This is a genomic window from Gemmatimonadota bacterium, from assembly GCA_016719105.1.
GTDB lineage: Bacteria > Gemmatimonadota > Gemmatimonadetes > Gemmatimonadales > Gemmatimonadaceae > SCN-70-22.
In genome coordinates, this window is the sequence record JADKAQ010000016.1 from 179,631 (window position 1) to 206,469 (window position 26,839).

The window sequence follows — 26,839 nt, forward strand, 5'->3', positions numbered from 1 at the left end:
CGTCGGCTACTGGATGTCGGACTGGTTCACCACGCGCACACCACGCGGCGTCTTGAAGCGGAACGCCTGCTCGCCAATGGCGGCGTTCGCCGTGAAGGCGGTGATCCTCACGAGCCGCACGATCCCGCTCAGTTCCTCGGCTTCGAACTGGCGCAGCGTCCCGTCGACGGTGTCGATCCAGACCTTGGCTCGCGTGAAGTTCCCCTCCTTGCCCTTGGGGACGAGGGTGACGGCGCGCGCGGCCCGGCCGCCGATCGTCGCGGCCCCGGCATCGCTCACGGTGTAGCGGGTGCGCGGGTTGCTGAAGAAGGCGCCGATGAGGTCCATCGACCCCTCCACGTCGGAGGTGAGCGGGGCCCGAATCACCTGCCCGGGGGTCGAACTGGGGAGGTAGACCCAGACGAACTTCCCGTCGGAGATGATCATGTCCCCCTTGGGATCATCGAACCGAAAGGCGAAGCGGTCGGGACGCGCCTGCTCGAACGCCCCACGCGACTGCAGCTTGGAGCCGGTGAGCGGATTGGTCACCACCTGCTCGAACGTCGCGCGGGCGGTGCGGACCTTCGCGTACGCCTCCACCGCGCGGTCGATCGCCGCCGCCGCGGGATCCTGCGCCGAGAGCTGAGCCGTCGCGGCGAACTGGCTCGCCAGCAGCAGGGCCGCCAGCGCTGCCACGACGGCGCGTCTGGAAGTCGTTGGGATCATGGGTCGCCTGAAAGAGACGGGGCGGGGCACGACGCCCCGCCCACCTGCAACATGGTACCGGGGCGCCCCTCGCTACGTTCCCGGCGGCGGGGAGATCTCCCGGCCAATCGCCTGCGCGATGAGGCGGACCTCCTCCATCAGGCGAGCGAACTGTTCCGGATAGAGGCTCTGCGCACCATCGGACTTGGCGCGCTCCGGGTTGGGGTGCATCTCGACCAGGATCCCGTCGGCGCCGGCCGCGACGGCGGCGCGCGTCATCGGGATGACCTTGTCGCGCAGCCCGGTGCCATGGCTCGGATCGGCGATGATCGGCAGGTGCGACATCTTCTGCACGATCGGGATCGCGTTGAGGTCGAACATGTTGCGCGCCGCGGTGTCGAACGACCGGAGCCCGCGCTCGCAGAGGATCACCTGCGTGTTCCCCTCGGCCAGGATGTACTCGGCACTGAGGAGCAGGTCGGTGATGGTCGCCGCCATTCCGCGCTTGAGCAGGACCGGCTTGCCGATGCGCCCCGCCGCCTTGAGCAGCGAGTAGTTCTGCATGTTGCGCGCGCCGATCTGGATGCAGTCGGCGTACTCGGCGACCAGTTCGGCCCCGGCCTCGTCCATCGCCTCGGTGACGACGGGGAGCCCCGTCTCGGCGCGGGCGAGGGCGAGGAGTTCGAGTCCTCGCTTGCCGAGTCCCTGGAACGAGTACGGCGAGGAGCGCGGCTTGAAGGCGCCCCCGCGAAGGGCCGTGCCGCCAGCTGCACGCACGGCGCGCGCGGCGCTGAGGATCTGCTCCTCCGACTCCACGGAGCACGGGCCGGCGATGATCACGATCGCGTTGCCACCGAAGGCGACGCCTGGGGCGATGTGGACGATCGTGTTCTCGGGGCGCCACTCGCGAGAGACCTGCTTGTACGGGCGGCTGACGTGGATGACCTGCGCCACGCCGGCGAGGCCGACGACGTTCGTATCGTCGACGCGACCGTCGTTGCCGACGACACCGATGGCGGTGCGCTGCTCACCGGGCATCGGGACGGCGGAGTATCCCATCTCGGCGATCACGCGGCAGACGGCGTCGATATCCGCCGGCGTCGCGGTGGTATGCATGACAACGAGCATTACATCTCCTGGAGGTCGAGCACCCACCCGTCGTAGGCGCGAATGACGCGCCCGTCGAACCCTTCGGCCACCTGGCCGTCGATGTCGACTGCCTCCACGGGAGGATAGAAGTGCGTGAGGGCGAGGAGTCGTGGGCTGGCCCTCCCCGCGATCTGGCCGCATTGACGCGGGGTCAGGTGCGATGGGATGGCCAGCGCGTCGGGGAGAGAGCACTCGAGGACGAGCGCGTCGCACTGCGACGCCCAATCGGCGAACGCCGGATCGAACCCGGTGTCGCCCGAGATGACCACCCGCCGCCCCTGCGCCGAGACGGAATATGCCACACTCTCGGCCGTGTGCGGTACCTTGGCGGCCTCGATTTCCCCGTGCGCTGACAAGGCGAGACGCCCCCCGGGCTCCACCTCGCGAATCACGATCGGGAGGGCGTCCCGGAGCCCCGCGCCAAAGGCCAGCGCCAGCCGATCGAGCAGCGCCGCGGTGCCGACGGGGCCAATGATCTCGATGGGCGCCTGACGCGGCGGCAGCATCCCGTAGCGCCACGCGTACAGCAGGTTGGCGACGTCGTTGGTGTGGTCGGCGTGAAAGTGCGTGAGGGCGAGGTGGGTGATGGTTGCCCAGTCGATCCCGAGTTGCGCCATGCGGTACACGGCGCCGCTCCCGCAGTCCACGAGGAGGCGGACGTCGCCGGACTCCACCAGCGTCGCCGATTGCACGCGCGCGGGGCTGGGAGCGGCGGTTCCGGTGCCCACCGTGCAGAGGCGCATGGGCGGTGCTACAAGACGGGAAGACGGGAAGACGAGAAGACGGGAAGACGAGAAGACGAGAAGACGGGTGAGCCCCGGACGCGCTTGGCGCGCCCGGGGCTCGAGTCCACCGACTTCGTTCGACGGCCCGGAAACACGTTAGGCGGGGGCCGTGGCGACTTCGCCCTCACGGGCCTCGCCGTCGCCGGCGGAGGTCGAGGCGGCCTCCTCGGCCGTCCCGTCGTCGACGATGTTGCCGCGCATGCGCACGCTCACCAACGACGAGACGCCAGGCTCCTGCATCGTCACGCCGTACACTGCGTCGGCCGCCTCGGTCGTGGTGCGCGGGTTGTGGGTGATGACGATGAACTGCGTCTTCCCCTTGAACTGGTTCAGCATCCGCACGTAGCGCCCGATGTTGGCATCGTCGAGCGGGGCGTCCACTTCGTCCAGGAGGCAGAAGGGGGACGGCTTCGTGAGGAAGATGCCGAAGAGCAGCGACAGCGCGACCAGCGCGCGCTCGCCGCTCGACAGCAGGTGGATGCGCTGCGTGCGCTTGCCGCGCGGACTCGCATGCACCTCGATGTCGCAATCCAGCGGCAGCTCCGGGTTCTCCAGGCGCAGGTCGCACTCCCCGCCGCCGAACAGCGTCATGAAGATCTGGCGGAAGTTCTCGCGCACCTGCGTGAAGGTCGCCAGGAAGAGTTCGCGCGCCGTCGTGTCGATCTCGCGAATGGCCAGCTGCAACTTGTTCTTCGCCTCGGAGAGGTCGTTGCGCTGCGTGGTGAGGAAGTCGAGGCGCTTCACCTCCTCCTCGTGCTCCTCCACCGCCAGCGGGTTGACCGGGCCGAGCTTTTCCAGCTCACTGCGCAGCTGCTCGGCTTCGGCGCGCAGGAGCTCGTCCTCCACGTCGACGGCCTCGAAGCTCGTCATCAGGTCCTCGAGCGGTCGACGCCACTCGGTCTCCAGGCGCTCGCGGATCGCCGTGCGGCGGCCGGAGAGTTCGGTGAAGCGCAGCTCGGCGTGGTGCAGCGCCGACTCGTGGTCGTGCGCCTCGCGGCGCGCGGCATCGAGCGCATGATCCGCCGCCTGCAACGCGGTGTCGGCGTCGCGCACCTGCTGCTCGGCGTCCGCCAGTCGCGCCTCGGCGTCGGTGAGCGTGGCGACGCGCGCGTCGAGGTCCATCTGCCAGACCGCCATCTGCTCGGCGAGCGAACGATCCGAGTCGGCGAGCGTCGACAGTTCGCTGTGCAGCGACTGCAGGCGCTGGGCGGCGTTCTCGTGCTCCTGGTCGAGGCGGTGGAGGCGATCGGTCGCCACCTGCAACCGTGCCTGCGACTGTGCCAGGGCGACCTGTCCGTTGGCGCGCTGCTCGCGCGCCGCTTCGAGCGAACGCTCCGCCTCCGCCGCCTGGGCGCGCAGCGCCTCGGCGTCGGTGCCGTGCGTCCCCAACGATTCGTGCAGCTCGGCTGCGCGCACCTCGAGCGAGGACAGGCGCGTCCCCAGCTCCTCCTGGCGTTCCGCGAGCCGGCGCGCGAGCCCTTCGGCATTCTCCATCTCGCGCACGCCACGCAGGCGCCGGCGCTCGAGCTCCGCGCGCAGGTCGTTGGCGCGGCGATCCTCGGCGTTGGCGAGGTTGGCTGCCTCGGTGGCCATCGCCACTGCGGCATCCGCCTCGGCCAGCGCACGGCGCGCTTCCTCGGCGGCCGCTGCGGCGAGTTTGCGTCCCTCGGCCGCCGCCTGCAACTCGGAGCGCAGCCCCGACAGCTCGGCGCGACGACGCAGTGGGCCGGGGCCCGCCGTCGTCCCCGGGAGCCACACGGCCCCGCGCGCATCGACGAAGCCGCTCCCTTCGTCGAGCGCGTGCACGCGCTCGAGCAGGCTGCGGACCCAGCCGGCCGCCGGCTCGGCGACTTCGACCTGCGGGAGAAGGTCGCCCGCGTCGGACGCCGCCGCAGCGGGCATCGCATCGAGCGGGAGGAGCAGGAGCGGGCCGGGGTTGGCACCGGCGTGCCACGTACGCACCGCGGCGGCCGCTGCCTGGTCACGCACGACGATCGCGTGGACCGTCATCCCGAGGAAACGTTCGACCAACAGCGCCGATGCCGACGACGTCGTGAGGAAGTCGGAGATGGGGCCAAGCACCGCACCCTCGCCGAACCGCTCCTTCTCGCGCAGCAGGCGTGCCGCGGCGGGGGCGAGCCCCACGCGCTCTCGCTCCAGCCCTTCGAGTGCGTTGACCTTTCCTTCGAGCGCGGTGTTGGCGTCTTCCGCGCGCCCCAGTTCGGCCCGGGCGGCGGCATCGCGCTCACGCGCGGCCCGCGCGGTCGCACGCGCTTCCTCCAGCGCCGTCACGGCGCCGGCAACGCTCACGCGCGCCAACTCGATCGCCTCTTCGGCCCCTTCGATCTCGCGGGCGAGCACGGCGGCGGCGTCGGCGAGCTGTTGACGCTCGAGTTCGAGCGCACTGGTCCGCTGCTCGAGTTCCGCGGTCTCGCGCTGGGCGCTCTCGCGATCGAGGTCGATGCGGCGCTGCTGCTCGCGCAGTTCACGCGCAATGCGCTCGGCGGCATCGACCGCCGCACGAGCGGCCGTGACCGCCTGACGAGCGGCGTCCTCTTCCCGCGCGTGAATCGACAGCTCTTCCTGCGCGGTTGCGAGTTCGCCTTCGAGCGTCGCCCGATCCTCGCTGGCGCGCACACGATCGGCGTTGAGGCGCTCGCCAAAGGCTTCGCCCTCACGGCGCTCCTCTTCGGCGCGCTGACGCCGCTCCAGCGCGTTGCGCTGTCGCTCCTCGGCGACCGCGATCTCCGACCGCAACGATTGCACGCTCTGTTGCTGCACCAGCGCCAGGCGCGCCAGTTCACCGCGGCTGGCTTCGGCCGAGGCGCGCCCTTCGTGCGCGGCGTTGCGCCCCAGTTCTGCCTCGCGCACGCGCGTGAGGTCGCCCGGTCCCTGCTCGCGCAGCGTGACCAGCTTCTGCTCCAGCTCCTGGAGTTCGATGTGCCAGGCCGCCATCTCGCGCGATGCGAGCGTCAGCTCCACCGAGAATCGACGCGCCGTGAGTTCGACGTTCCGCTCAGCGCGCTTGCGCTGGCGGGCGAGTGAGCGCACCTGGCTCTGGACCTCGCCGATGAGGTCATCGAGGCGCGACAGGTCGACCGTCGTCTCCTCGAGCCGGCGTTCGGTGCTGCGCCGCCGGTCGCGATAGAGCCCGACCCCCGCCGCTTCCTCGAACAGCTCGCGACGGTCGTCGGGGCGATCGGAGAGCAGGGCATCGATCATCTTCGACTCGATGACGATCCCCGAGTCGGCGCCGAGCCCCGTGCCCCGCAGCAGGTCATGAATGTCGCGCAGGCGGCACGGTGCCCCGTTGAGCAGGTAATCACTCTCCCCGGAACGCGACAGGCGCCGGGTGATGACCACCTCCTTGAAGGCGATCGGCAGCCCCCCGTCCTCGTTCTCGAAGACCAGGGACACCTCGGCCAGGTTCACGGCGCGGCGCGCCGACGAGCCCTGGAAGATGACCTCTTCCATCTTCGAACCGCGCAGGATGCGCGCGCGCTGTTCGCCGAGCACCCATCGCACGGCGTCGGAGACGTTCGACTTGCCGCAGCCGTTGGGGCCGACGATCGCCGTGACGCCCGAATCGAACGTCATCGTCGTCGAATCGGCGAACGACTTGAAGCCCTGCATCTGGAGCTTGGAGAGACGCACCTACGGAGTACTCCCGGCCCGCATAACGAGGGCCGACTGAATGTTCAGGCTGTCGAGTTGCTGCTTGAGCAACCGCGCATCCCCCTCGGTCGAGAAGGCACCGGCATACACACGCCAGACCAGGGAGGAGTCGCGCAGCAGATAGGCGGGAATGCCTCGTCCGCGGTAGGCCGCGACGCGCACCTGCGCGATCGCGTCCGACGAGGCCGAGTCCAACAGGAGGGCGAACGGTGTGCGCGCCACGGCGCCAGCGCCAGTGGTCAGGCGACCGTCGCCGCGCAGCGCGGCGAGATACTCCTCGGCACTGGCGCTATCGGGAAAGGCCCCCGACACCAGGCGATACGCCGGGACTGTATCCGCCCCGACCAGAACGGTCGAGAAGGTCATCGCCGGGAGCGAGTCCCCGCGGCGTGCCACGTAGTCGACCGCTTCCGTTCCGGATGCGGTGAGCAGGAGCTCGACGCTGAAGCTCGCCTCGTTGGCGACCGGCGCCGCGACGACGGGGGGCGGAAGGGTGACGGCCGAGTCGAGCGGCGGTGCGGGCTCACGCGTGGACCGTGCATCGATGAACCCCGCGAGCAGCGGTCGCCACTTGGGGGCGGTAAAGACCGCTCCCGCTCCCAGTGCCAGTACCGCAACCGTCAGGATGGCCAAGCGTGCCCGGCTCGGGGCGGCACCCCGGGGGGCGAACGGTGAGATGGCCGCACCGCCGGTGGGGGTGTGCAGCGCCGAGTCGGAGCGCACCTCGGCCAGGAGCGCAGCGGCCGGGTTGGGCGAGACCGCCTCGCCCACCAGGACGATGCCGTCGAGGTGCATCACCATCTGCCCCATGGCCGGCACTCGCGCCGGCGCAGCGACCAGGAGGAGCCCCTGCGCCCGCCGCACCTGCTCGGCGATCACTTCCCACCAGCGACTGGTCAGGATCTCCACTGTCAGCGGCGACTCGGCGCCGCCACCGACCACGTAGACGTTGGCCCGCTCGCTGTGCGGGTGGGCCGCGCGGTCGAGCGAGACGCCATAGTGCACCATGTCGCTCACACCGGGATGCAGCTCCGCGTCCTCGCGCGAGACAATCCCCTGGCCGTCGCCCAGCAGGTCGAGGAGGTACACGCGACGCGTGCGCGCGTGCAAGCGCGCCAGCCCCAGCGCCACGGCGCCGGTGGCCGCCGGGTCATCGCCCAGCACCGCCACGGCGCTGTGTGGGGCCAGCGCGGCGCTCACGCGCGTGCCGGCGACCTCCCACATCGCCTCGTAGTCCCGCACGTCGAGCCCGGTCAGGGGACCCCCTCGTAGACCCAGTAGTTGTGCTTCGACGCCCGGCCCATGCGCTCGGCGTCCGCTTTCGAGTTGTAGGGGCCGAAGATCACGCGAAAGACCGTGGTCCCGGCGGTTTCTCCCTTCACCACACGCGGGCGCTGCCCGTCGACCGTGATCCCGTCGGCGATCTCGCGGGCGCGCTCCTCGGACAGGACGGCGGCAAAGGACACCGTCCACGAGTCGCGCGCCGCGGGCGCCGGCGGTGCTTCTTCGCGCGCGGGTTGCTCGGCCGTCGAATCGCGCGGCGGCGTCGCGGCGGCCGCGGTGGCCGCGCCGATGCGACGCACCGAGTCGGCCGAGGAGTCGCCGGCCACCCCCTCACCTAACGAGAACGAGACCGGGACGTCGACGCCGCGCGCCCTGGGGCGCAGCCCGTTCCACAAGGCGAAGAACCAGACGTCGTTCGCGCCATCGGCCACCGACTGCTTCACCGTCCCCTTGGCCGCGTCCACGAAGGCGACGTCGGCGCCGCGCACGGTGGCGATCAATCCGTCGACCGTCACCGCAGGGAGGTCGGGGCGCCACGCGGTGCGTACGGTCCCCACCAGTTCGTCCGAGGCGATGGCCACCACCCACGCCGAATCGCCGTTGACCGGGCGCGCGAGGAGATAGCGCCCCATGGGGTCCATGCGCAGTTCGGTCACCAGCCCGGGGAGCTTGACCGACCCGCCGATCTCCTCGGAGTAGCGATCCATCACTTCGAGGCGCGGTCCCCCCTTGTTGGCCACGAAGATGCGGTCACCGCTCGGCGTGGGGGCGATGGCGAGGATCTCGTCATCCGCCGTCACCTTGTCGATCCCGTCGAACTCCCGCGGCTGCACGCTCAGCAGCTCGCGCTTGACGCCGAGGTAGAGCCGGTCGCCCATCGGCGTCACCACCGCGCGATCGGGGCGCGGGACCTCGAGCGAATCACCCACCGTCTCGTCGGGCGGGCGCACGCGCAGCAGGAACGACCGCGTCCCGCGATCGAGCAGGACGACCAGCGATCCGTCGGCCAGCGGGAAGATGCGCCGCACCTTGCCATTGGTCGGCAGCTGCCAGTCGCCGCTTGGCGTTAGGCGCACGACGGCATTCTGCTCGTCGACCCCGAAGATCGACCAGCCGTCGCCAGAGGCAATCGAGGCGAGCTTCGCCGACGTGGCCACCCGCGCGGTGCCGAGCCGCAGGTCGAGCCACCCGGGCGAGCCGTCAGCGGCAAGGTAGGCCAGGATCCCGTTCTCGGCGTCGAACGCCATCACGCGATCGAGCGCCGGTGCCGGCTGCTGCGAACGCCAGATCAGCGAATCGAGCCGGGGATACCGGAATGCGCGCACCACGCCGCCGTCGCGCGGAAAGCGCACGACGATCGGGTCAGGGCCAGACGAGGGAAGGGCACCGGCAGCTCCGGGCGCAGCGTCGCGATCAGCACGACCGCATGCGCACACGATGAGGGCCAGCGCCGCGAAAGCGCGCACTCGCACGCGCGTAAACTACCGGGGGGAGACGGGGGGCGGGAGACGGGAGTGCGCGAGGCGTCGGCATCGTGCAGGGCTTGACATCGCGCCGCCGACCTGCCTCGGTGGCCGGATCGGAGCGGCCCCGATTCGTGATGTGTCGCACGCCGCACCAAAACGGCAAACGGCGCCATCAGGCGCCGTTTGCACTCTCCTTTCCCGTCGGCTCCTAGAACGACTGCCCCAGCGTCCACATCCAGTACCCCTTCTTGTTCGGCCGGTCGAGCGGAATGGCGTAGTCCCACCGCACCAGGGCGAAGCCGAAGAGGTTGAGGCGGATCCCGGCGCCGTACGAGCGCAGCACGAAGCGCTGCGTGTTCTCGTCGTAGCCGTCGGGCTTCCTGAACGACACCGACTGCCCCTTGGACCAGGCGGCGCCGGCGTCATAGAACACCAGCCCGTCCACCGGCGGAAGCGAGATCGGAAGGAGCCCGAGGTCGAAGCGCCGGATGAGCGGGAACCGCATCTCGATGTTGGCGAAGGCCACCCGCGTGCCGAGCAGTTCGGTCGCCGAGCACCCCGACTGGTCGTTCACCACGCCGCCGCAGAACTGCGAAGCGAATTGTTCGCGATCGTAGCCGCGCACGAAGTCGGGGCGACCGATGTACTTGCGCGAGACGACCGCTTCGTCCTTCCCGATCGCGATCGACGACTGCCCGCGGAAGGCGAAGGTGAGGAAGTTGAAGAGGATCGGGACATAGCGCCGATAGTCGGCCGTGTACTCGGTCCACTGCAAACCGCCCACCGACGGCTCGACCTGGAAGCGATAGCGCCGCCCCGAGATCGCCCCGGTGTAGCCGAACAACGTGTTGTCCGAGACGTAGGCCGCGTAGGGCGCCACATAGCTCAGGCTGCCGAGGTTCTTGACCGAGTCGGTGATGAAATCGGTGGCGAAGCCCTGCGTGTAGTCGACGCCGCGCCGCACGTAGGCGATCGAGCGCGAGACGTTGTTGGCGTTGAGCCCGTACTCCCAGCGCGTGAAGCGATTGCTGGGGCGCAGCGCGATCGCGAAGCCCTGACGGAACATGAAGCGGGCGATCTCCAGCGACTGGATCGTACGCGCCGATCCATCGCCCAGCGGCAGCTCGTTGTAGCCGTTGAGGAAGAAGTACGGCGTCTGCGACGCGCCGGTCATGTACTGCAGCCGGCTCCCCATGTTCATGTAGGCGCCGTAGAAGTACGCCTCGCTCAGGCGCCCGTTCACCTGCCCCGCGAGAGTGAGGCGGTTGTTGCCCAGCATGTCACCGAGCACGATCGCCGTCCCGCCGAAGATCCCGCGTCCGAAGTTGTCCTGCGCGTACCCGATGCTCGGGCGCGAGATGTACTCGGGCTGCAGCCCGGGTCGATACTCGTACGTCTTGAAGCGCGTCGTGTCGGGGAGGGCGAGGCTCGCGCTATCGAGGATCTGCGCGACCGAGATCGGCGCATTCCCGGAGCGCTCGCTGGCGCCGGGCGTCTCGGCCGAGCTGCGAAGCCCGGTGGCCGAGCGATAGATCGAGAGCTGCCGATCGTTGGCGCGCGCCGAATCGGCGGCACGCGTGGCCGTCTCGATCGCCTTGAGCATGTCGGCGGCGTTGGCGGCCGGTGCGGCGCGCGACGGGTCGACCGCCGGGGCGGCGGAAGGCGTGGCCGACGCGACGACCGGCTGCGCCGGACGGTACGGCTTCCCCTTGAGGCGGCGCGGGTTGGCCACCGACCAGATGGTGTAGTCGCCCTTCTCGTAGTACGTGAAGGCCAGGCGATCGGCCTGCCGCGCCCACGTGATCGCCGGCGACACCTCGGTGATCGCGCTGATCGCGCCGATCACGTTCGTGAGCTGGAAGTGCTCCTTGGCTTCGAAGTCGTACAGGAAGACGTTCTGGATCCCCGTGCGGTCGCTGACGAAGGCCAGCGACTTGCCGTCCGGCGACCACATCGGGTTCAGGTTGAGCCCGTCCTGGTTGGGGAGGATCTCGATCTTCGACGTCGCGAGGTCGAACGTCCCGATCTGCCATGCCTCGAACTTGAGCACTTCCAGTTCGGACTTGGGCGTGCGATCGGTGGTGAAGGCGATCGTCTTTCCGTCCGGCGACCACTGCGGCATCATTTCGGCGAACTTGTCGTTCGTCAGCTGCCGCAGCTTCCCCGTCGTCACGTCGACGATCCAAAGGTCGTTGATCCCGTCGTTGTATCCCTGGAAGACGATCTGCTTGCCGTCCGGGCTCCACGCCGGCGACATCACGACGTCGAGCGGGAACTTGTCGAAGACCCGCGCGATGCGGCGTCGCTTCACGTCCATGAGATACAGGACGTCCTTCCCATCCTTCTGTGCCGTGAAGGCGAGTTCGCGCCCGTCCGGCGAGAAGGCGCTCTGCGAGTACAGCAGCCGCAACTCCTCGAAGTCCGGGTTGAGGTTCGACTTCACGAGGCGCTTGATGCGCTTGCCGGTCTCTCCGTCGCCGAGCCAGAGGTCGGGGAAGACTTCGCCGCGCAGGAAGGAGCCCTGCGCGATGAACGCGATGTACTTCCCGTCGCTGGAGAACGACGGGGCGATGAAGAGCTGCGAGAAGCCCCCCGTCTTGCGCGCGTTGAGCAGCGGCTCGGCGAACTTGCGGGCGCGGTCGAGGGTGGCCACCTGCGGGAGGTGCTTCACCTGCATCGCCTCGCGCCACTCGTCGCTCAGCTCCTCGAGCGACAGGCCGAGCTCACGCTTGAACGAGCGGTCGATCCCGACGTTGGGGACCGAGTTCATGATCTCGCCGATCACGTCGTCGCCCCAGCGCCCCCCCACGTACTCCCACAGCGCCTCGCCGTAGCGGTACGGGAAGAAGAGGTCGGGGCGGAAGGTCATCTGCTCGATCGTCGGGAGCGTCCCGTTGAGCGAGGCGTCGCGCACCCACGACTGCGTGAGGATGTGGTTGGGGCCTAACGACAGGTACTCCGCCATCCCTTCCATGAACCAGAGCGGCGGTTGCACCTGCTGCAGCGTCTGCAGCCCGCCGCCGGCGCGGCCGCGGGCGAAGATGTCGTACTGGAACGCATGCACCAGCTCGTGCGCGAGCACGTGCTCGAACGTCTTGAAGTCACCGGTGAACGGGAGGAGGATGCGGTGGCGCAGCGCCTCGGTGACGCCCCCCGTCCCTTCGCCCAGGTCGCCCGTGACATTGTTCTGCCCGAAGTCGGTGCGCGAGCGGAACAGGATCAGTGGCTTCTTTTCGCGGAACTGGTGGTTGAGCATGCGCGACAGGCGCCCGTACGAGCGCTCCGCCATGCGGGCGGCGTCGGTGATGATCGCCTGCTCCTCCGGGTAGTAGTGCACCAGGAAGTGCTCGGTCTCGAGGACCTTCCACCGGAACCGGTCGAACTGCACCTGGTTCTGGCCGAAATACATCTGTGCTTCGGCCCGCTCCGCGAGGACGACGGTTGTAAGGGCGGCGCCGCTCGCGACTGCCCCGATCCACTGACGCCAGTTCATGCAGACGCTCCTTGATGCTTGAGCGGGACGACGGCGGCGTCGCCCCAGAGCCGTTCCAACTGGTAGTAGCTGCGCATGGCCGGGTGGAACACGTGCACCACCACGTCCACGTAGTCGAGAATCACCCACCGTCCCTGCTCGATCCCCTCGGTGTGGGCCGGGCGCTCCCCCTCGCGCTTCATCTCGTCTTCCACTCGCTGCGCCGTGCTGCGCACGTGCGTGTCCGAGGTCCCGCTGGCGATCACGAAGTAATCGGTCATGTCGCTCACGCCCTTGAGGGACAGGATCGTGATGTCGGTGGCCTTGAACTCCTGGCAGAGCGCAGCGATGCGCTGAGCCAGGGCGGACGTCTTGCGTGCAGCGGCGGTGTGTGACGCGCCTTTCGAAGCGGCAGAAGCAGCGGACGCCATGCGGTGGGCGAAGATGGTTCGTGTTCTAGCGACGCCGTGACGGAAAGGTTCCGACAGCGCCTCGCCCGGTGTCCCGAGCCTCCCAAAGCTTAACGCGCGCGCCACGTCTGAGCGACACGCTCCGGTCGCACGCCCCCTTACGAACCCTCTGCTTGTCTTCGCTGTTCCGGGGGCGTGATTGGGAAGACGGGAAGACGGGAAGACGGGAAGACGAGAAGACGAGAAGACGAGATACCGACCCGGTGGGCCCAGCAGTCGCCGGTGATACAAAAAGCGGATGGGGGACAGCGCCCGCTTCAGGCGCCGCCCCCCATCTCGTCTTCCCGTCTTCCCGTCTTCCCGTCTTCCCGTCCTCTACTGCTTAATGACCCACACCTTGATCTCAGGCTTCACATCGGCGTGCAGCTTGATCGGCACGCGATAGACGCCGAGCGCCTTGATCGGCTCGTTCAGGTCGATCTGGCGCTTCTCGATCTTGTAGCCCTGTGCTTCGAGCTGGTGGGCGATGTCGGCCGACGTCACCGAGCCAAAGAGCTTGCCTTCTTCGCCGACGCGGGCCGAGAAGGTCAGGGAGATCTGCTCCACCGTCGCCGCGTACTCCTCGGCCGTCTGGCGGCGGGCCGCCTCGGCCGCCTCGAGACGCGCCTTCTCCGGGCGATGCGCTTCTTGTTCCCCTCGGTCGCGGCCACGGCCACGCCGCGCGGGAGGAGGTAGTTCCGGGCAAAGCCGGCCGAGACCTTTACCAGGTCGCCGGGGTGCCCGAGGTTCTCGACTGCCTGTCGCAGGATGACTTCCATGGTCAGCTCCACTCGTTATGCGGCGGGGCGAGCACGCCCACGCCAGTCGATCCACGTATCACCCAGTCCGAGCCCCAGCGAGAAGACGCTGACAACTGGCCAGGCGAGAAAAATCGCGATGTAAAAGAGCAGCCGCACGACGCCGCGCGGCGCGAGGAACCAGTCCAGCACCCCCAGCCCCCGCAGCGCGTACAACACGCCGAAAAAGCCCGCGAGGTTGAGCCCGAGCCCCCGCGCCTCCTGTAGCGTCGGGACGACGAGCAGCGTCACCCCCAGCACGAACCCCCACACCAACTGGTCGTTGAAGCGGAACTCGCTCAACGCCTTGAGCGGGGAGCCGATGCGGGTCCGACTCGCCCGATGGTACAGCGACCACGCCAGTGCCAGCATCGCCACCGACTCCATCGCCAGCAGTGCCGCGAAGAGACGCGTGGTGAAGGGGGGGACGCTGCGCAACTGCGCCTCGCCTTGCTCCACCATCGTCGCGGCCGTCGGGTACTTCTGCACCATCTCCTTCCACTCGGGCGACGCCGTGCGCGCCGTCCATTCCGACTCGGCTGCCGCGAACCGCCGTGCCAACTCGTCGGTAACGTTTCGCGAGACCGTGGCGGGCGGAACCCGCATCGCCACGATGACCGCCAGCGCCACCGCAAAGGCCATCGCCGTTGCCGACAGCGCCCGGGTGAGGAAGGGACGCCGAGGCGCCACCGCACTCACCACCCCGAACGAGGCCGCCAGCACCGTCCCCCACCCCCGCGCCAGTGCGTCGAACGGCCCCGCACCGGGCATCGAGGTCGACAGGATCCAGAAGGCCAACCCGAGCCAGATGACGGCGAGCCAGAGTCGGCCCCCCGACATCCACCCGAGCAGGGCGCACACCGCCATGGCCGGCGCGATGAGCACCATCGTCTGCTCGATGGGGACGAGCAGACGCAGGATCGCCACGAGCGGCACCGCCAGCGCCAACAGGAGCGCGAAGATGATACGTGCCCATCCCCTCTCCCGCGGCGCTGCCACGGTCACCGGCACCGAGGCCGGCGTCGTCGGTGAAGAAGTCACCGGGGCCGCTCGCCGCGTGCGTTAGGCGCTCTGGTGCCCGCGCTGGTACGGAATCAGCGCGAGGTAACGCGCCCGCTTGATCGCGGTCGAGAGCTGACGCTGGTGACGCGCGCACACGCCGCTCAAACGGCTCGGCAGGATCTTGCCATGGTCCGTGATGAAACGGCCCAGCGTGCGATCGTCCTTGAAGTCGACGTAGTGCACGCGCCCTTCGCAGAAGGGACAGGTCTTGGTCTGGCGTCGCATGGCTTAGTCCTCGTCCTCGTCGTCTTCGTCGCGGCGGCGGGCCAGGGCGGCTTCTTCCTCGGAGATCGGCGGCGCGCCCAGCTCGTGCTCGTACAGGGTGATCAGGTAGCGGATGACGGCATCGTCGAGCTTGAGCGAGCGCTCGAACTCGGGAAGCGTCTTGGGATCGACGGTAATGCGGGCCAGCACGTAGTAGCCCGTCTCGCGACGCCCGATCTTGTAGGCGAGCTGACGACGGCCCCAATGGTCGGCCGCGATTTCCGCGGTCGCTCCGAGGAGGGCGTGGTGCTTGGCGAGTTTTTCCTGGATGACGGCATCTTCGAGCGTCGAGTCGAAGATGTACACCGCCTCGTACTTGCGAGACACGGTCGGCAATCCTCCCTTTGGTCGTGAACCGCCCCCCGTTGGTTGCCGTAAACGGGAGGAGGGGATGGGCGCCTACAAAGGGCGCCGTAGGCACCCGCAAGGGTGCCAGCGAATTGTCCGCGGAACCTAGCGGGTTTCTCCTTGAATACCAAGGGGTTACATTCGCGACATGTGCGGACGCTTCGGTCTAACCCGCCCCGAACGCCTCGATCTCGAACGCTTCGGCATTCGGGAGTTCCCGCCGCTCGTCCCCCGCTTCAACATCCCGCCGGGATCGGACATCCTGGCGGTGCGCGAGCGAGATGGGGGGCGCCGGGCCGACTTCGTGCGCTGGGGGCTCGTCCCCGCATGGGCCAAGGACCCCGACATCGGGGCGCGCATGGCCAACGCCCGCGCCGACACGGCCTTCGAGAAACCGGCCTTTCGCAGCGCCATGAAGTCGCGCCGCTGCCTCGTCCCCGCCGACGTCTTCTACGAGTGGCAGATCGTCCCCGGCCAAACCCGGAAACAACCCCACGCCATCCGCCTGTCGGGCGGGGAACCGTTCGCGATGGCGGGACTCTGGGAGTACTGGAAGGCCAAGGACGCCGAAGGGGAGGGGATGGTGACCGGCGCCCTCCTCACGACCGAGGCCAACGCGCTCATGGCGCGGATCCACGACCGCATGCCCGTCATCATCGCGCCGGAACACTACGACGCGTGGCTCGACCCGCGGACCCCCGCCCCCGCGCTCCGCGACCTCATGCAGCCCTGCCCCAGCGAGTGGCTCGAGGCGTATCCCATCTCGCTCATGGTCAACAATCCCCGGGTCGACGACGCCAGGGTGCTGGAGCCGGTCGAGCCGGCGCGCTAAGCGCCGGGTACTCCGCGACCGTCGTCGCGCGCCGCCCCCGTCAGGCGCACACCAGGAGGTCGCCCCGCACCACGCGCAGGAGGCACTGGAACTCGCTCAACGCCGCCGGCACGGGGGCATTGGAGACCCAGCTGATGGTGCGCCGCGTCCCGTTGCGCACGATCTCGATCGTCGCGCCACCGCCGTCGGGCGGAACGATGCCCGATGGGTTCGCGTAGTTCGCGTTGAGCGCGCGAAACCTCGGGCGCGTCGTGGCCGCGAAGACTTCGCGCAGGTCCTTCGGCAGTACGGTCGACTCGCGCACGAGCTGCAGGTTGGGACACGGCGTCCACGCCACGCCGCACGAGCGGATGGTGTAACGCCCGGACGCCGAGTCGATGTGCGTCTCGGTCCGGTACGGCGTTCCGCCAGCGGCTGCAGCCTCCGTCCACACCACGCGCGCCGCTTCGCCAGGGGCCGCAACCTCGGTCGAGACAGGATCTCGTGCACACCCCAGCACGGCGATCGCCAGCAATGCTGCCCTAGCTGCAGAAAACGCGAGACGTTCGAACATGTGGTCCTCCTATGGGGGCGCGTCAGGCAGGTCAATCCTACCCGCTGTGACGCACCAGCCCATGGTTTCTAGCGGAGATGCTGACGGCGCGGGACGACACGCGCTGCGCCGGTGACGGGACGTGTGCTTGGGGGCAGCGTCAACGAGAATCCGGTTCGTTGATGCTGCCCCGTGCTTTGCCCCCGTTCTTCGCTGCTAGACGTTGAAGCGGAACAACATCACGTCCCCGTCCTTCACGACGTACTCCTTTCCTTCACTCCGAACCGCCCCCTTCTCGCGCGACTCCTTCCACCCGCCCAGCCGCACGAAGTCCTCGTACGACACCGTCTCGGCACGAATGAAGCCACGTTCGAAATCGGTGTGGATGACCCCCGCCGCCTTGGGGGCCGTATCGCCCTGGTGGATCGTCCAGGCGCGCACTTCCTGCTCGCCGGCGGTGAAGTACGTCTGAAGGCCGAGCAGGTGATAGCCGGCGCGAATGAGCCGATCGAGCCCCGCCGACTCGAGACCTAACGAGGCGAGGAACTCCTTGCGCTCCTCGGGCGGCAGTTCGCCCAGCTCCGCCTCGATCTTCGCGGAGAAAGGGACCACCTCGGCCTCCTCGGCGCTGTTGGCGATCGCCGCGCGCAGCGCCGTCAGGTGCTTCCCCTCGTCGCCGTGCAACTCGTCCTCGGTCACGTTGGCGGCATACAGCACGGGCTTGGCCGTGAGCAGCGCGAGCGGCGCGAGGACCGCCTTCTGCTCCGCGGTGAGCTTCCCCTCCCACAGCGCCTTGCCCTCCTTGAGCAGGGCGTTCGCCGCCTCGAGCACCGGGAGCTCCACCTGCGCCTCCTTGTCCCCCGTGCGTGCGGCACGCTGCACCTTGTCCAGGCGCTTCTCGACCACCCCGAGATCGCTCAGGGCGAGTTCGAACTCGATGACCTCACGGTCGCGCACCGGATCGACCCCGCCCATCACATGCGTGATGTCGGCATCCTCGAAACAGCGCACCACGTGCACGATCGCGTCGGTCTCGCGGATGTTGGTGAGGAACTTGTTCCCCAACCCCTCCCCCTGCGACGCCCCCTTCACGAGTCCGGCGATGTCGACGAACTGCACGACCGCGGGGAGGGTCCGCTTGGGCTTGACCACCTCGGCGAGCGCCGGCAGTCGATCATCGGGGACTTCCACCATCCCGACGTTCGGCTCGACCGTGCAGAAGGGGTAGTTGGACGCTTGCGCCGCCGCGGAGGTGAGCGCGTTGAAGAGCGTCGATTTGCCGACGTTGGGGAGGCCTACGATACCGAGACGTAGCATGAGAAGACGAGAAGACGGGAAGACGAGAAGACGAGGATACGCGGCGGTGCGGTTGAAATGTAGTTGGTGCAGGGAATTGGTACGGGCATTCGAAGCGCGCCGGGCTAGGCTCTCGTCATGCAGATCTACAAGAAACTCACGGTATGGCAGAAGTCGCATGAGCTCACGTTGCGCGTGTATCGTGCCTCCGCCGGCTTCCATGCACATGGGCACTCCGCGCTCGCGGGACAGATGCGGCGAGCAGCTGCCTCCGTCTCGGCCAACATCGCGGAGGGAACCGGACGATCGACCAGCGCGCAGTTCGCCAACTTCCTGCAGCAAGCCCTGGGCTCGGCGCGCGAACTCGACTACCACCTGCTCCTCGCCCGCGACCTGGAGCTCCTCTCCACGACGGACCACGCGACGCTCGAAGCACGTACCGACCAGGTGACACGTATGCTGGTCGCCCTCCGCCGCACCGTACACGACCGCGCCCTCACGCATCCTCCCAGGAAAGCCCGGAAGACGGGAAAGAGCCCCGGCCCGCAGGCCTAGTCACTCGTCTTCCCGTCTTCCCGTCTTTCGTCCAGTCTTCGGCCGCCGGAGGCAACGCGGCCTTCGCATTCGCCAGGTTCATCGCCTTCGCGATCCCTTCCGACACCCAGCACTCCACGGCCGTCGCGATCTTCGGGAGTTGCGCCGTGATCACTGCCCGCTCGTCGGCCGAGAAGTGGTCGAGGACGAAGTCGGCCAGGTCGCCCGGCGGCGGTGTGCCGTCAGCGGGGGCAATGCCGATCCGCAGGCGGGCGTAGTCGCGGGTGCCTAACGTGGACTCGATGGACTTGAGCCCGTTGTGCCCGCCGGCACTCCCGGCGGCACGCAGGCGCAGCGTCCCGATGGGGATGGCCACCTCGTCGACGAGCACGAGCAGGTGGTGGAGTCCTGAGAACTCGAGGCGGCGCAGGTAGGGACGCAGGGCGACGCCGCTCAGGTTCATGTACGTCTGTGGCTTGATGAGCCGCACGCGCGCGTCGCCAATCAGGCCATCGGCGACCAGCGCGTCTCCTTCCTGGCGCCAGGGGGCGAAACGCCAAACGTCGGCGAGGTGGTCGAGTGCCCACCAGCCGACGTTGTGACGCGTGCCGTCGTACTTTCGCCCCGGATTCCCGAGGCCGACGATGATCTTCACCTACAGGGGCGTTGCGGGCCGAAGGGCTACTTCTTCGCCTCGGCCTCTTCGTCCGCCTTCGCCTTGCGAATGAGCTCCGGCTCGGCGCCAGTCGCTTCGCCCGTCGCGGCGGTGCCCTCATCGCTCGCCTTCGACGCGCTGACCGTCAGCACCGTGTCGCCGCCGCCGTTGAGCACCTCGACCCCGGCCGGGATCGTGAGGTCGCTGACGTGGACCGATCCACCGACGTTGATGTTGGTGACATCGACTTCGATGCGGCTCGGGATGTTCGCCGGGTCGACGCGGCACTCGAGCTCCTGCGTCACCTGCGTCAGGATGCCGGCGCTGAGGCGCACACCGATGGACGTTCCCGTGATCACGATCGGGATGTTGACCGTCACCAACTCGCCGGCGACCAGTTCCTGGAAGTCGACGTGGATGATGGCGCGCTTGACCGGATGGCGCTGGATGTCACGGATGAGCGTGCGCGACATGGTCCCGTCCACGGCCAGCTCGATGACCGTCGTCTCCGCGGAGACGCGATCGAGCAGGCGGCTGAGCTCGCGAGCGTCCACCGAGAGAGCCTGCGACGCGCGCGCATGGCCGTAGATGACAGCCGGGACGCGGCCGTCACGGCGCAGCGAGCGGGCGACACCCTTACCAGTGCCGGTGCGCGCGGAAGCGGAGAGAGATGCAGTTGCCATGACTCAGAGGACGAGAGGACGGGAAGACGAGAAGACGAGTTGTATCAATCAAAGAGCGAACTGACGGACTGCTCGCTGTGGGTGAAGCGGATGGCCTTGGCCAGCAGCTCCCCAACCGACAGCACCGTCAGGCGGTCAAACTTCTTGCTGGGATCGAGGGCGATCGAGTCGGTGACGACGATCTCCGCGATCGGTGCGCTCTTCAGGCGCTCCACGGCCGGGCCGGAGAGGAGCGCGTGCGTCGCGCACACGTAGATGTCCTTCGCCCCTAACGCCTTGAGGGCGCGCGCAGCCTCGGACACCGTTCCTGCCGTGTCGATCATGTCATCGGGGATGATGCAATCCTTCCCCTCGACGTCACCGACCACGTTCACTACTTCCGACACATTGGCACTCGGTCGCCGCTTGTCGATGATGGCCAAGGTGGCATTCAACCGCTTGCCGAACCCTCGCGCCATCTTCGCCGATCCCACATCCGGCGCCACGATCACCAAGTCCTTCAACTGCTTCTTCTTGAAGTGATTCACCAAAACCGGCGCTGCATACAGGTGATCGACAGGCTTGTCGAAGAACCCTTGCAGCTGGTGCTGGTGAAAATCCAACCCGAGTACCCGATCGGCCCCCGCCTTCTCGATCATGTTCGCCATCAGCTTGGCGCCGATCGCGACGCGAGGCTGGTCCTTTCGGTCCTGCCGCGAGTATCCGTAATACGGCATCACGCAGGTGATGCGCGCCGCCGACGCGCGCCGCACGGCATCCATCAGGAGCAACAGCTCGATGATGTTGTCCGCCGGTGGATTCGTCGGTTGGACGATGAAGACATCCGCACCGCGAATGTTCTCATCGATTCGCACGAAGATCTCGCCGTCCGCGAACTTCGACGTCGTGACCCGTGCGAGGTCGACCCCGAGGTTGCGCGCGATTTCTTCGGCGAGCCCCCTGTTGGCGTTTCCCGAGATCAGCTTGAAACCGCGGAGTACGCCGGGCAGATGGTCCATTGCCGTAGAGCCTTTAAGCCTAGTGGGGACTGATAGTTATGTCAACGAACGACGAACGGCACACAACGGACGGCCCCGACGCGTCGTCGCGTGTCCGCGACGCCATCGCCTCGACCGATCCGCCCGGGTGACGTCCTGATTGGCCCTGGTGGATTCGAACCACCATTCGCAGATCCAAAGTCTGCTGTCCTGCCATTGAACGAAGGGCCAGCACGCCCCAGCCAGCCCACGAAGCTAGTCGTCCACGCGCACGGGCTCAACGTGGCCCGCGGTTGACGTCTCGATCAGCTGCGCATCCTCTCCCCCGGACTCGCTCGCCTGGATCCCGATCGCCACCTCACGGCCGCCGCTGTCCGACGGGCGCTCGTCGATCGCGGGTAGCGCAAACACCGTGGCCCCTGACCCGCTCATGAGCGTGACCGGGAAGACCTCGCGAATCTCCGGATGCCGCATCCCTTCGACGACGCCCCGAATGACCGCGTGCCGCGGAAGCACGACGCGCTCGAACTCGTTGTACGCCATCAGTTCCACGTCGGCCCAGCGCGACAACTGCTCCGGCCGATAGGCGATCGCCCTCGCCGCCTCGGCCGGCTCCTCCGAGAGCCAGCGATACGCATCGGCGGTCGCGACCCCGGTCGAAAAGGCGAACAGGAGACAGGGGCGCTCGGGGAGGGGAGGGAGCGGCATGAGCCGGTCGCCACGGCCCCAGGCGAGAGCGAGCGGCGAGGACTCCTGCGTGAGGAACGGGACGTCGGCACCGAGTGCGGAGCCTAAGCGCAGGAGGTGAAACGTCGGCAGTGGCGCGGGGGCCATTGCGTTGAGCGCCCGGAGCACCGCCCCGGCGTCGGCGCTCCCTCCGCCGAGCCCCCCTCCAACCGGGATCTGCTTGTCGATCTCGATCGAGAAGCCGGTGTTCCATCCGCTGGCCTCGAGAAAGGCGAGTGCGGCGCGCCAGGCGAGGTTCTTCTCCGTGGGCCCGAGTCCGTCAGGAGGGATCGCGGGGCCGGCGCAATCGAGCGATCGGCTCCCCTCCGTGAGACGTACCCGTACCCGATCGCCGAGCGAGAGGCGGCAGAACAGCGTCTCGAGCTGATGGAAGCCGCTGGCTTCCCGGGCCAGCACCCGGAGGAAGAGGTTGACCTTGGCCTGCGCGACGACTTCGGCGCTGCGCATCAGGGGATCTCTCGATCAGGCGGGGGCGCCGGCCTTCGTCGTCCCCCCAGCGGCCTGCTGCCCCAACTCACCGAACTTCATCCCCAGTCGGGCGAAGTAGAACAGGCCGATCAGGGTGATGGGAAGGAAGGCGAGGAGGTGAAAGCCAAGGGCCCACGAGACGGCCAGGTCGCTCTTCACATTGTAGAGCGTGAGGCCGGCCAGTGCCGCCGCCTCGAAGACTCCGAAGAAGCCGGGCGACGACGGAATGGCGACCGAGATCGCAATGACCCCCATCAGGAAGAGCGCGGCCGTGTACGGCGCCTCGATCCCGACGGCGAGAAATCCGATCCAGAACGACAGCCCGTTGACGAGCCACATCACGATGGCCCACCCGAGGACCTTGGCGAAGCGAACCGGTGACCGTAGCGCGCCCAGTCCCGACATGAACGATTCGAGCAAGCGCCGGCCGCGATCGACGAAGCGAGGGGCGATTCGACCCACCACGCCATCCCAGATGCGCACCACCAGCGAGGGAAACATCGCCATCGCGACGACGCCGGCCAGGGCGCCGACGGCCAGAAGGCCGGTCCCCATTGCGACCCGATTGATTGGCTGGCCGCCGATGGTGGTCTCGGGCGGGAAGTCGGAGAAGATCATCGCCGTGACCAGCAGGATCACGACGGTGACGGCGTCGAAGATGCGATCGACCGCGAGGGAGGCGAAGGCGGCCGCGAAGTTCACGCGGGGCTCCTCGCGCGTGAGCGCGTAGGCGCGCGCCAGTTCACCGGCCCGCGCCGGGAAGACGTTGTTCACCATCATCCCGACCGCCGTGGAGCGCCAGAGCGCCCCGAATGGAATGTCGTGGGCGATGGGCTCCAGGATCACCCGCCAGCGCAGGGCGCGCAGCGGGAAGATCAGCGTGGCGACCGTGGCGGAGAGCAGGAACAGTGGGAGGCTCGACTGGCGGAGGACTCCCCAGACCTGGGCGAACGACACCTCGCGCATGGTCCACACCAGAAAAGCAGCGCTCAGCACAAAGCCGAGCGCGCCGCGCCAGCCGATTTTCATCCGTGATTACTCCGCCTGCGCGAGGTCGAGGAGATCGAAGATCTCTTGAAGGGTCGCGTCGTCGGTCGTGCCGCGCTGGCGCATGGCATCCCGCACCTCGATGGCGCGGGCGATGGCCGCCGGTCCGCGGTACAACAGCGATTCGATAGGGACGACGACTTCGTCCTCCTCCAGACGAGCGGGCTCGCTCAGCGGTTCATCATCGAGCGAGCTGAAGCCGGCGATCCCCACCTGCAACAGGTCCTGCAGCTCCCGGCCGGTCGGCGTCGGCGGAGGGCGTCGGCCGCCGATCGCACCCTGGGGACTGGGCGCCGTGGGGGGCGTCGCGCCCGCGAGAGGTGGCTGCGCCGGTCTGGCGAGCGGTGCCGCAACCGGCGCCGCCGGCGCCGCAGGAACGGGCGGGGCGACCCTCGGCGCCGGCAGCACAGGAGGGGCGAACGCGGCGGCCGGGGGAACGGCGGGGGCGCCGATAAACGGGGCGCTCGCGGCCGGCGGCACCACGGGCGACGGAACGCCCAGGGGCGCCGGTGTGGGGACCGGTCGCTCCTCGACCACGCGGTGCGGCTGGATGACCGGCGACATCACCGGCGTGTTGCGTCGCGAGCGCTCCAGCACCGCCAGCCGCCGTTCGATCTCCTCGATCGAGTCGCCAGGGGCGAGCAGCAGCAGGGCACCGGCCTCGATCGCTTCGAGCGGTGACGGGGCGAGCAGGTCGATCTCGCGCGCCGTCTCGCCGAAGAAGGCGGCCACCTGGTGCACGTCGAACGACCCGGCCACGGACTCCATGTCGAGCAGGGCGCCGCGCAGCCCACGCTCGGCGCGCTCGCGCCCGGCGAGGTCGTGCACCTGGCGGGCGTCATTGACGAGGCGCCGCAGGTGCTCCGCCCGCGAGGTCACCTCGGCGCGGAAGCGCTGCATGCGCGTGCTGGGCGGCGCCGCGGCGCGCTGGAGCACGTGCGGGCCTGCGTCGGCATAGTACAGTTCGTCGATGGCCACCACGCGCTCGCCTTCGGCGACCGGGGCCGGCACTTCGAGCGCCGTCACGGCGCGGGCGAAGCGGGCGACCATCGGTTCGTCGGGGGCGGTGTCGCCGCCGTCGCGCAGTCGTGCGGAGGTCTGGCGCAGGACGTCGGCGGCCGAGCGGAAGAGCTCGATCTCGCCCTCGGCGAGCGGCGCGTCGGGCATCAGGGCGCGCGCCGTGCGATCGATGGCGTCGGCGACGTCGGCCAAGGGGGGGAAGTCGCCGATGCCGGCGATCCCGCGCATGGTTCGGGCGCGCGTGAGCGCGTCGTCGAGGGCGCGCTTGTGTCGCGGGTTGGCGACGAAGGCGTCGAGCTCGGCGGCGATGGCCGACGATTGCAGGGCGATGAAGACCGGGGCGGTGGCGGCCGCATCCGGGGCGGCGGATCGGCGCTCTTCGTTAGGCAGGCATCGCTGGAGGTCGGCGAGGCGTGCGTCGGCGCGCGCGGCCTCGCGTTCGCCCCAGGTGCGCACGCCGCGCACGAGGAATCGCAGGTCGTCGACCGTGAGGCGCAGGACGCGATGCAGGTCGACGGTCCACCGCAGGTCGCCATCGCGCACGCCATGGGCGAGCTGTTCGATGAGGCTGGCGATCTGCTCGATGGGCGCGACCTTGGCCATCGACGACGCGCCGCGCAGGGCGCGCGCCGTCGCGATGAAGGCGTTGCCGTCGGGGGGGGCACCGGTGCCGGCGACGAGTTGATCGAGCGCGTCGAGGTACTCGGTCGCTTCGACGAGATAGAACTCCAGGAGTTCCGGCGATCCGGTCATTCGCGAGTCAGGTGGTTGGCGCGAGGGGAAGTTAGGGATGCGTCCCCGTCGCGGGCTAGGTGTGCAACGTGGCGCGCGCGCGATCCATGGCGGCGCGCATCTCGCGCACGGCGGCGGCGATGCCCACGAAGACGGCGCGACTCACGATGGTGTGCCCGATGTTGAGCTCCTCGATTTCGGGGATTGCCGCGATCGGGGTGACGTTGCGCACGGTGAGTCCGTGACCGGCGTGCACGTGCAACCCGAGCGAGTGGGCCAGCGCGGCCGCACGAGCGAGCGCCCCGAGATGTACGGGGTCGTTCGGGTGATGTGCGTAGCTCCCGGTGTGCAGCTCGATCGCGTCGGCGCCGAGTTCGCGCGAGCGCTTGACGGCGGCAGAGACGGGATCGATGAAGAGCGACGACCGGATGCCGGCGGCGCGCATGCGGGCCATGGCCCGTTCGAGGGCGGTGGGATCGTGCGAGACGTCGAGCCCTCCCTCGGTGGTGATCTCCTCGCGACGCTCGGGGACGAAGGTGACCTGAAAGGGGCGCAGCCGCTCGGCGATGGCGAGCATCTCGTCGGTGCAGGCCATCTCGAGGTTGAAGACGGTCTTCACGGAGGTCGAGAGGCGCTCGACGTCGTCGTCCTGGATGTGTCGACGGTCTTCGCGCAGGTGCGCGGTAATGCCATCGGCGCCGGCGGCCTCACAGGCGAGTGCCGCCGCGACCGGATCGGGTTCGTCGGTGCGTCGCGCCTGACGAATGGTGGCCACGTGATCGATGTTGATATAGAGCCGCTGATGGGGCGAAACAGTCGTGGTCATGTGGGAACGCCTCCTGTCTGTGCGGGTACGCCCCCGGCGGCACCGTTGCTCGGCGCCCGGTGCCGGGTTACGTTCGCTCGCAATCTCGCCTGGAGAATCGCGTGAAGAAGTGGATCGTGCTGGTTCCGCTCGTGCTGGCGGCGTGTGGACGCAAGCCGGCGCCCGGCGTCGCGCTCACCGGCGCCGCTGCCCCGCGTCTGGCGGTAGAGTCGTTTCTCGCGGCGGTCAAGTCGCAGGACTTGCAGGCGATGTCGGTCGTGTGGGGGACCAGCAAGGGGCCCGCGCGCGACCAGCTCGAGCGTTCGGAACTCGAGAAGCGCGAGATCATCATGCAGGGGTGCTACGACCACGATCGATACAAGGTTGTGGAAGAGGGACCGGCGCCCGATGGCGAGCGCCTCGTACGCGTCGAGATCACGCGCGGAAAGAAGACCGCCACGCCGGCGTTCTCCGTGGTGAAGGGGCCCTCGGATCGCTGGTACGTGCGCGATGCGGGGATCACCGCCATGAAGGACTTCTGCAAGCGCTAGAGTCGTCGCGAGAGCGCGCGGAACCCTTTCCGCCGTCGCTAGGTTAGTACTCGGACAATTCGACCAGTACACCGGCCGTTGCCGACGGGTGCAGGAAGGCGATGCGCTTGCCTTCTGCGCCGAGACGCGGGGATTCGTCGATGAGGCGGATCCCGGCTTCACGACAGCGAGCCAACGTTCCGTCGAGGTCGTCCACGTTGAAGCAGATGTGGTGAATGCCCGGGCCGCGCTTGGCGACGTACTTGCCAATCGGTGACTCCGGCGATTGGGCCTCGAGGAGTTCGACGAGCGATTCTCCGGCGACGAGTCCCGCGATGCGGGCGCCGTCGGCATCATCGAGCGGCGTCTCGGGCAAACCGAGGACGTCGCGGTAGAACGGGACGATCTCCTCGAGCGAGCGGACGGCAACGCCGATGTGGGCGATGCGCGTCCCGCGCCGGGATGGGTCGGATGATGGCAGCTGTGACATCAGGAGTCGGCGCTCCGGAATGGGTCGGTGCGCGCGCAAGTTAATCTGAGCGTCGA

At 68.6% G+C, this 26,839-nt stretch carries 24 protein-coding genes, 1 tRNA gene and 1 pseudogene; 3 read left to right on the forward strand and 23 right to left on the reverse strand.

Features of this window, described 5'->3' with window-relative positions:
• Positions 1-6: 6 nt before the first annotated feature.
• The 12 genes and pseudogenes from lolA to rpsF form a co-directional block, all read right to left on the reverse strand.
• Positions 7-675 carry an outer membrane lipoprotein chaperone LolA gene (lolA, locus tag IPN47_16875; GenBank protein MBK9409687.1) on the reverse strand — a complete coding sequence of 223 codons (669 nt, stop codon included), beginning with the start codon at positions 673-675 and terminating at the stop codon, positions 7-9.
• Positions 676-777: 102 nt separating this feature from the next.
• Positions 778-1,812, reverse strand: a complete 1,035-nt coding sequence (gene aroF, locus IPN47_16880; GenBank protein MBK9409688.1) for a 3-deoxy-7-phosphoheptulonate synthase — start codon at positions 1,810-1,812, stop codon at positions 778-780.
• Positions 1,812-2,576, reverse strand: a complete 765-nt coding sequence (locus IPN47_16885) for a ribonuclease Z (GenBank protein ID MBK9409689.1) — start codon at positions 2,574-2,576, stop codon at positions 1,812-1,814. Before IPN47_16885 ends, aroF begins: the two co-directional genes overlap by 1 nt.
• A 138-nt stretch (positions 2,577-2,714) precedes the next feature.
• Entirely contained in the window at positions 2,715-6,272 is a 3,558-nt protein-coding gene (gene smc, locus IPN47_16890) for a chromosome segregation protein SMC (GenBank protein MBK9409690.1), read from the reverse strand.
• Positions 6,273-7,535 carry a hypothetical protein gene (locus IPN47_16895; GenBank protein MBK9409691.1) on the reverse strand — a complete coding sequence of 421 codons (1,263 nt, stop codon included), beginning with the start codon at positions 7,533-7,535 and terminating at the stop codon, positions 6,273-6,275.
• A gap of 11 nt (positions 7,536-7,546) precedes the next feature.
• On the reverse strand, positions 7,547-8,929 hold the full coding sequence (locus tag IPN47_16900) for an SPOR domain-containing protein (GenBank protein ID MBK9409692.1): 1,383 nt from the start codon (positions 8,927-8,929) through the stop codon (positions 7,547-7,549).
• Between the two features lie 322 nt (positions 8,930-9,251).
• Positions 9,252-12,536: a PD40 domain-containing protein gene (locus IPN47_16905; GenBank protein MBK9409693.1), complete on the reverse strand. Its 3,285-nt coding sequence runs from the start codon at positions 12,534-12,536 to the stop codon at positions 9,252-9,254.
• Positions 12,533-12,946 (reverse strand): ribosome silencing factor, encoded by a 414-nt coding sequence (gene rsfS, locus IPN47_16910; GenBank protein MBK9409694.1) that lies wholly within the window; start codon positions 12,944-12,946, stop codon positions 12,533-12,535. Before rsfS ends, IPN47_16905 begins: the two co-directional genes overlap by 4 nt.
• 354 nt (positions 12,947-13,300) lie before the next feature.
• Positions 13,301-13,743: pseudogene (locus IPN47_16915) on the reverse strand (50S ribosomal protein L9).
• Between the two features lie 15 nt (positions 13,744-13,758).
• Complete coding sequence (locus IPN47_16920) at positions 13,759-14,802, reverse strand: hypothetical protein (GenBank protein ID MBK9409695.1); 1,044 nt, start codon at positions 14,800-14,802, stop codon at positions 13,759-13,761.
• 21 nt (positions 14,803-14,823) lie between these two features.
• A complete protein-coding gene (locus IPN47_16925) occupies positions 14,824-15,048 on the reverse strand; it encodes a 30S ribosomal protein S18 (GenBank protein MBK9409696.1) in 225 nt (74 codons plus the stop codon).
• A 3-nt stretch (positions 15,049-15,051) separates the two neighbouring features.
• Positions 15,052-15,414 carry a 30S ribosomal protein S6 gene (rpsF, locus tag IPN47_16930; GenBank protein ID MBK9409697.1) on the reverse strand — a complete coding sequence of 121 codons (363 nt, stop codon included), beginning with the start codon at positions 15,412-15,414 and terminating at the stop codon, positions 15,052-15,054.
• Between the two features lie 169 nt (positions 15,415-15,583).
• On the opposite strand from rpsF, the gene IPN47_16935 reads away from it, so the two are divergent.
• On the forward strand, positions 15,584-16,267 hold the full coding sequence (locus IPN47_16935; protein ID MBK9409698.1) for an SOS response-associated peptidase: 684 nt from the start codon (positions 15,584-15,586) through the stop codon (positions 16,265-16,267).
• Positions 16,268-16,307: 40 nt separating this feature from the next.
• Here IPN47_16935 and IPN47_16940 read toward each other — a convergent pair whose 3' ends face one another.
• A complete protein-coding gene (locus IPN47_16940; protein ID MBK9409699.1) occupies positions 16,308-16,820 on the reverse strand; it encodes a hypothetical protein in 513 nt (170 codons plus the stop codon).
• A 195-nt stretch (positions 16,821-17,015) separates the two neighbouring features.
• On the reverse strand, positions 17,016-18,116 hold the full coding sequence (ychF, locus tag IPN47_16945) for a redox-regulated ATPase YchF (GenBank protein MBK9409700.1): 1,101 nt from the start codon (positions 18,114-18,116) through the stop codon (positions 17,016-17,018).
• Positions 18,117-18,233: 117 nt separating this feature from the next.
• Here ychF and IPN47_16950 point away from each other — a divergent pair, with 117 nt between their 5' ends.
• Positions 18,234-18,650, forward strand: coding sequence for a four helix bundle protein (locus IPN47_16950; protein ID MBK9409701.1), 417 nt, complete (start codon positions 18,234-18,236; stop codon positions 18,648-18,650).
• Here the strand turns inward: IPN47_16950 and IPN47_16955 are convergent.
• From IPN47_16955 to IPN47_16990, 8 genes are all read right to left on the reverse strand, one after another.
• Complete coding sequence (locus IPN47_16955; protein MBK9409702.1) at positions 18,592-19,284, reverse strand: aminoacyl-tRNA hydrolase; 693 nt, start codon at positions 19,282-19,284, stop codon at positions 18,592-18,594. The genes IPN47_16950 and IPN47_16955 overlap by 59 nt on opposite strands.
• A 26-nt stretch (positions 19,285-19,310) precedes the next feature.
• Entirely contained in the window at positions 19,311-19,967 is a 657-nt protein-coding gene (locus tag IPN47_16960; protein MBK9409703.1) for a 50S ribosomal protein L25/general stress protein Ctc, read from the reverse strand.
• Positions 19,968-20,011: 44 nt separating this feature from the next.
• Entirely contained in the window at positions 20,012-20,965 is a 954-nt protein-coding gene (locus tag IPN47_16965) for a ribose-phosphate pyrophosphokinase (protein MBK9409704.1), read from the reverse strand.
• Positions 20,966-21,104: 139 nt separating this feature from the next.
• A tRNA-Gln gene (locus IPN47_16970) sits at positions 21,105-21,175 on the reverse strand.
• Positions 21,176-21,199: 24 nt separating this feature from the next.
• Positions 21,200-22,138 carry a 4-(cytidine 5'-diphospho)-2-C-methyl-D-erythritol kinase gene (gene ispE / locus IPN47_16975; protein MBK9409705.1) on the reverse strand — a complete coding sequence of 313 codons (939 nt, stop codon included), beginning with the start codon at positions 22,136-22,138 and terminating at the stop codon, positions 21,200-21,202.
• A gap of 15 nt (positions 22,139-22,153) precedes the next feature.
• Complete coding sequence (locus IPN47_16980; GenBank protein MBK9409706.1) at positions 22,154-23,188, reverse strand: flippase-like domain-containing protein; 1,035 nt, start codon at positions 23,186-23,188, stop codon at positions 22,154-22,156.
• Positions 23,189-23,194: 6 nt separating this feature from the next.
• Entirely contained in the window at positions 23,195-24,979 is a 1,785-nt protein-coding gene (locus IPN47_16985) for an Hpt domain-containing protein (protein ID MBK9409707.1), read from the reverse strand.
• A 55-nt stretch (positions 24,980-25,034) separates the two neighbouring features.
• A complete protein-coding gene (locus IPN47_16990) occupies positions 25,035-25,784 on the reverse strand; it encodes a pyridoxine 5'-phosphate synthase (protein ID MBK9409708.1) in 750 nt (249 codons plus the stop codon).
• A 101-nt stretch (positions 25,785-25,885) separates the two neighbouring features.
• On the opposite strand from IPN47_16990, the gene IPN47_16995 reads away from it, so the two are divergent.
• Positions 25,886-26,314: a hypothetical protein gene (locus IPN47_16995; protein MBK9409709.1), complete on the forward strand. Its 429-nt coding sequence runs from the start codon at positions 25,886-25,888 to the stop codon at positions 26,312-26,314.
• A gap of 43 nt (positions 26,315-26,357) precedes the next feature.
• Here the strand turns inward: IPN47_16995 and mce are convergent, their stop codons facing one another.
• Entirely contained in the window at positions 26,358-26,783 is a 426-nt protein-coding gene (gene mce, locus IPN47_17000; protein MBK9409710.1) for a methylmalonyl-CoA epimerase, read from the reverse strand.
• Positions 26,784-26,839 lie beyond the last annotated feature (56 nt).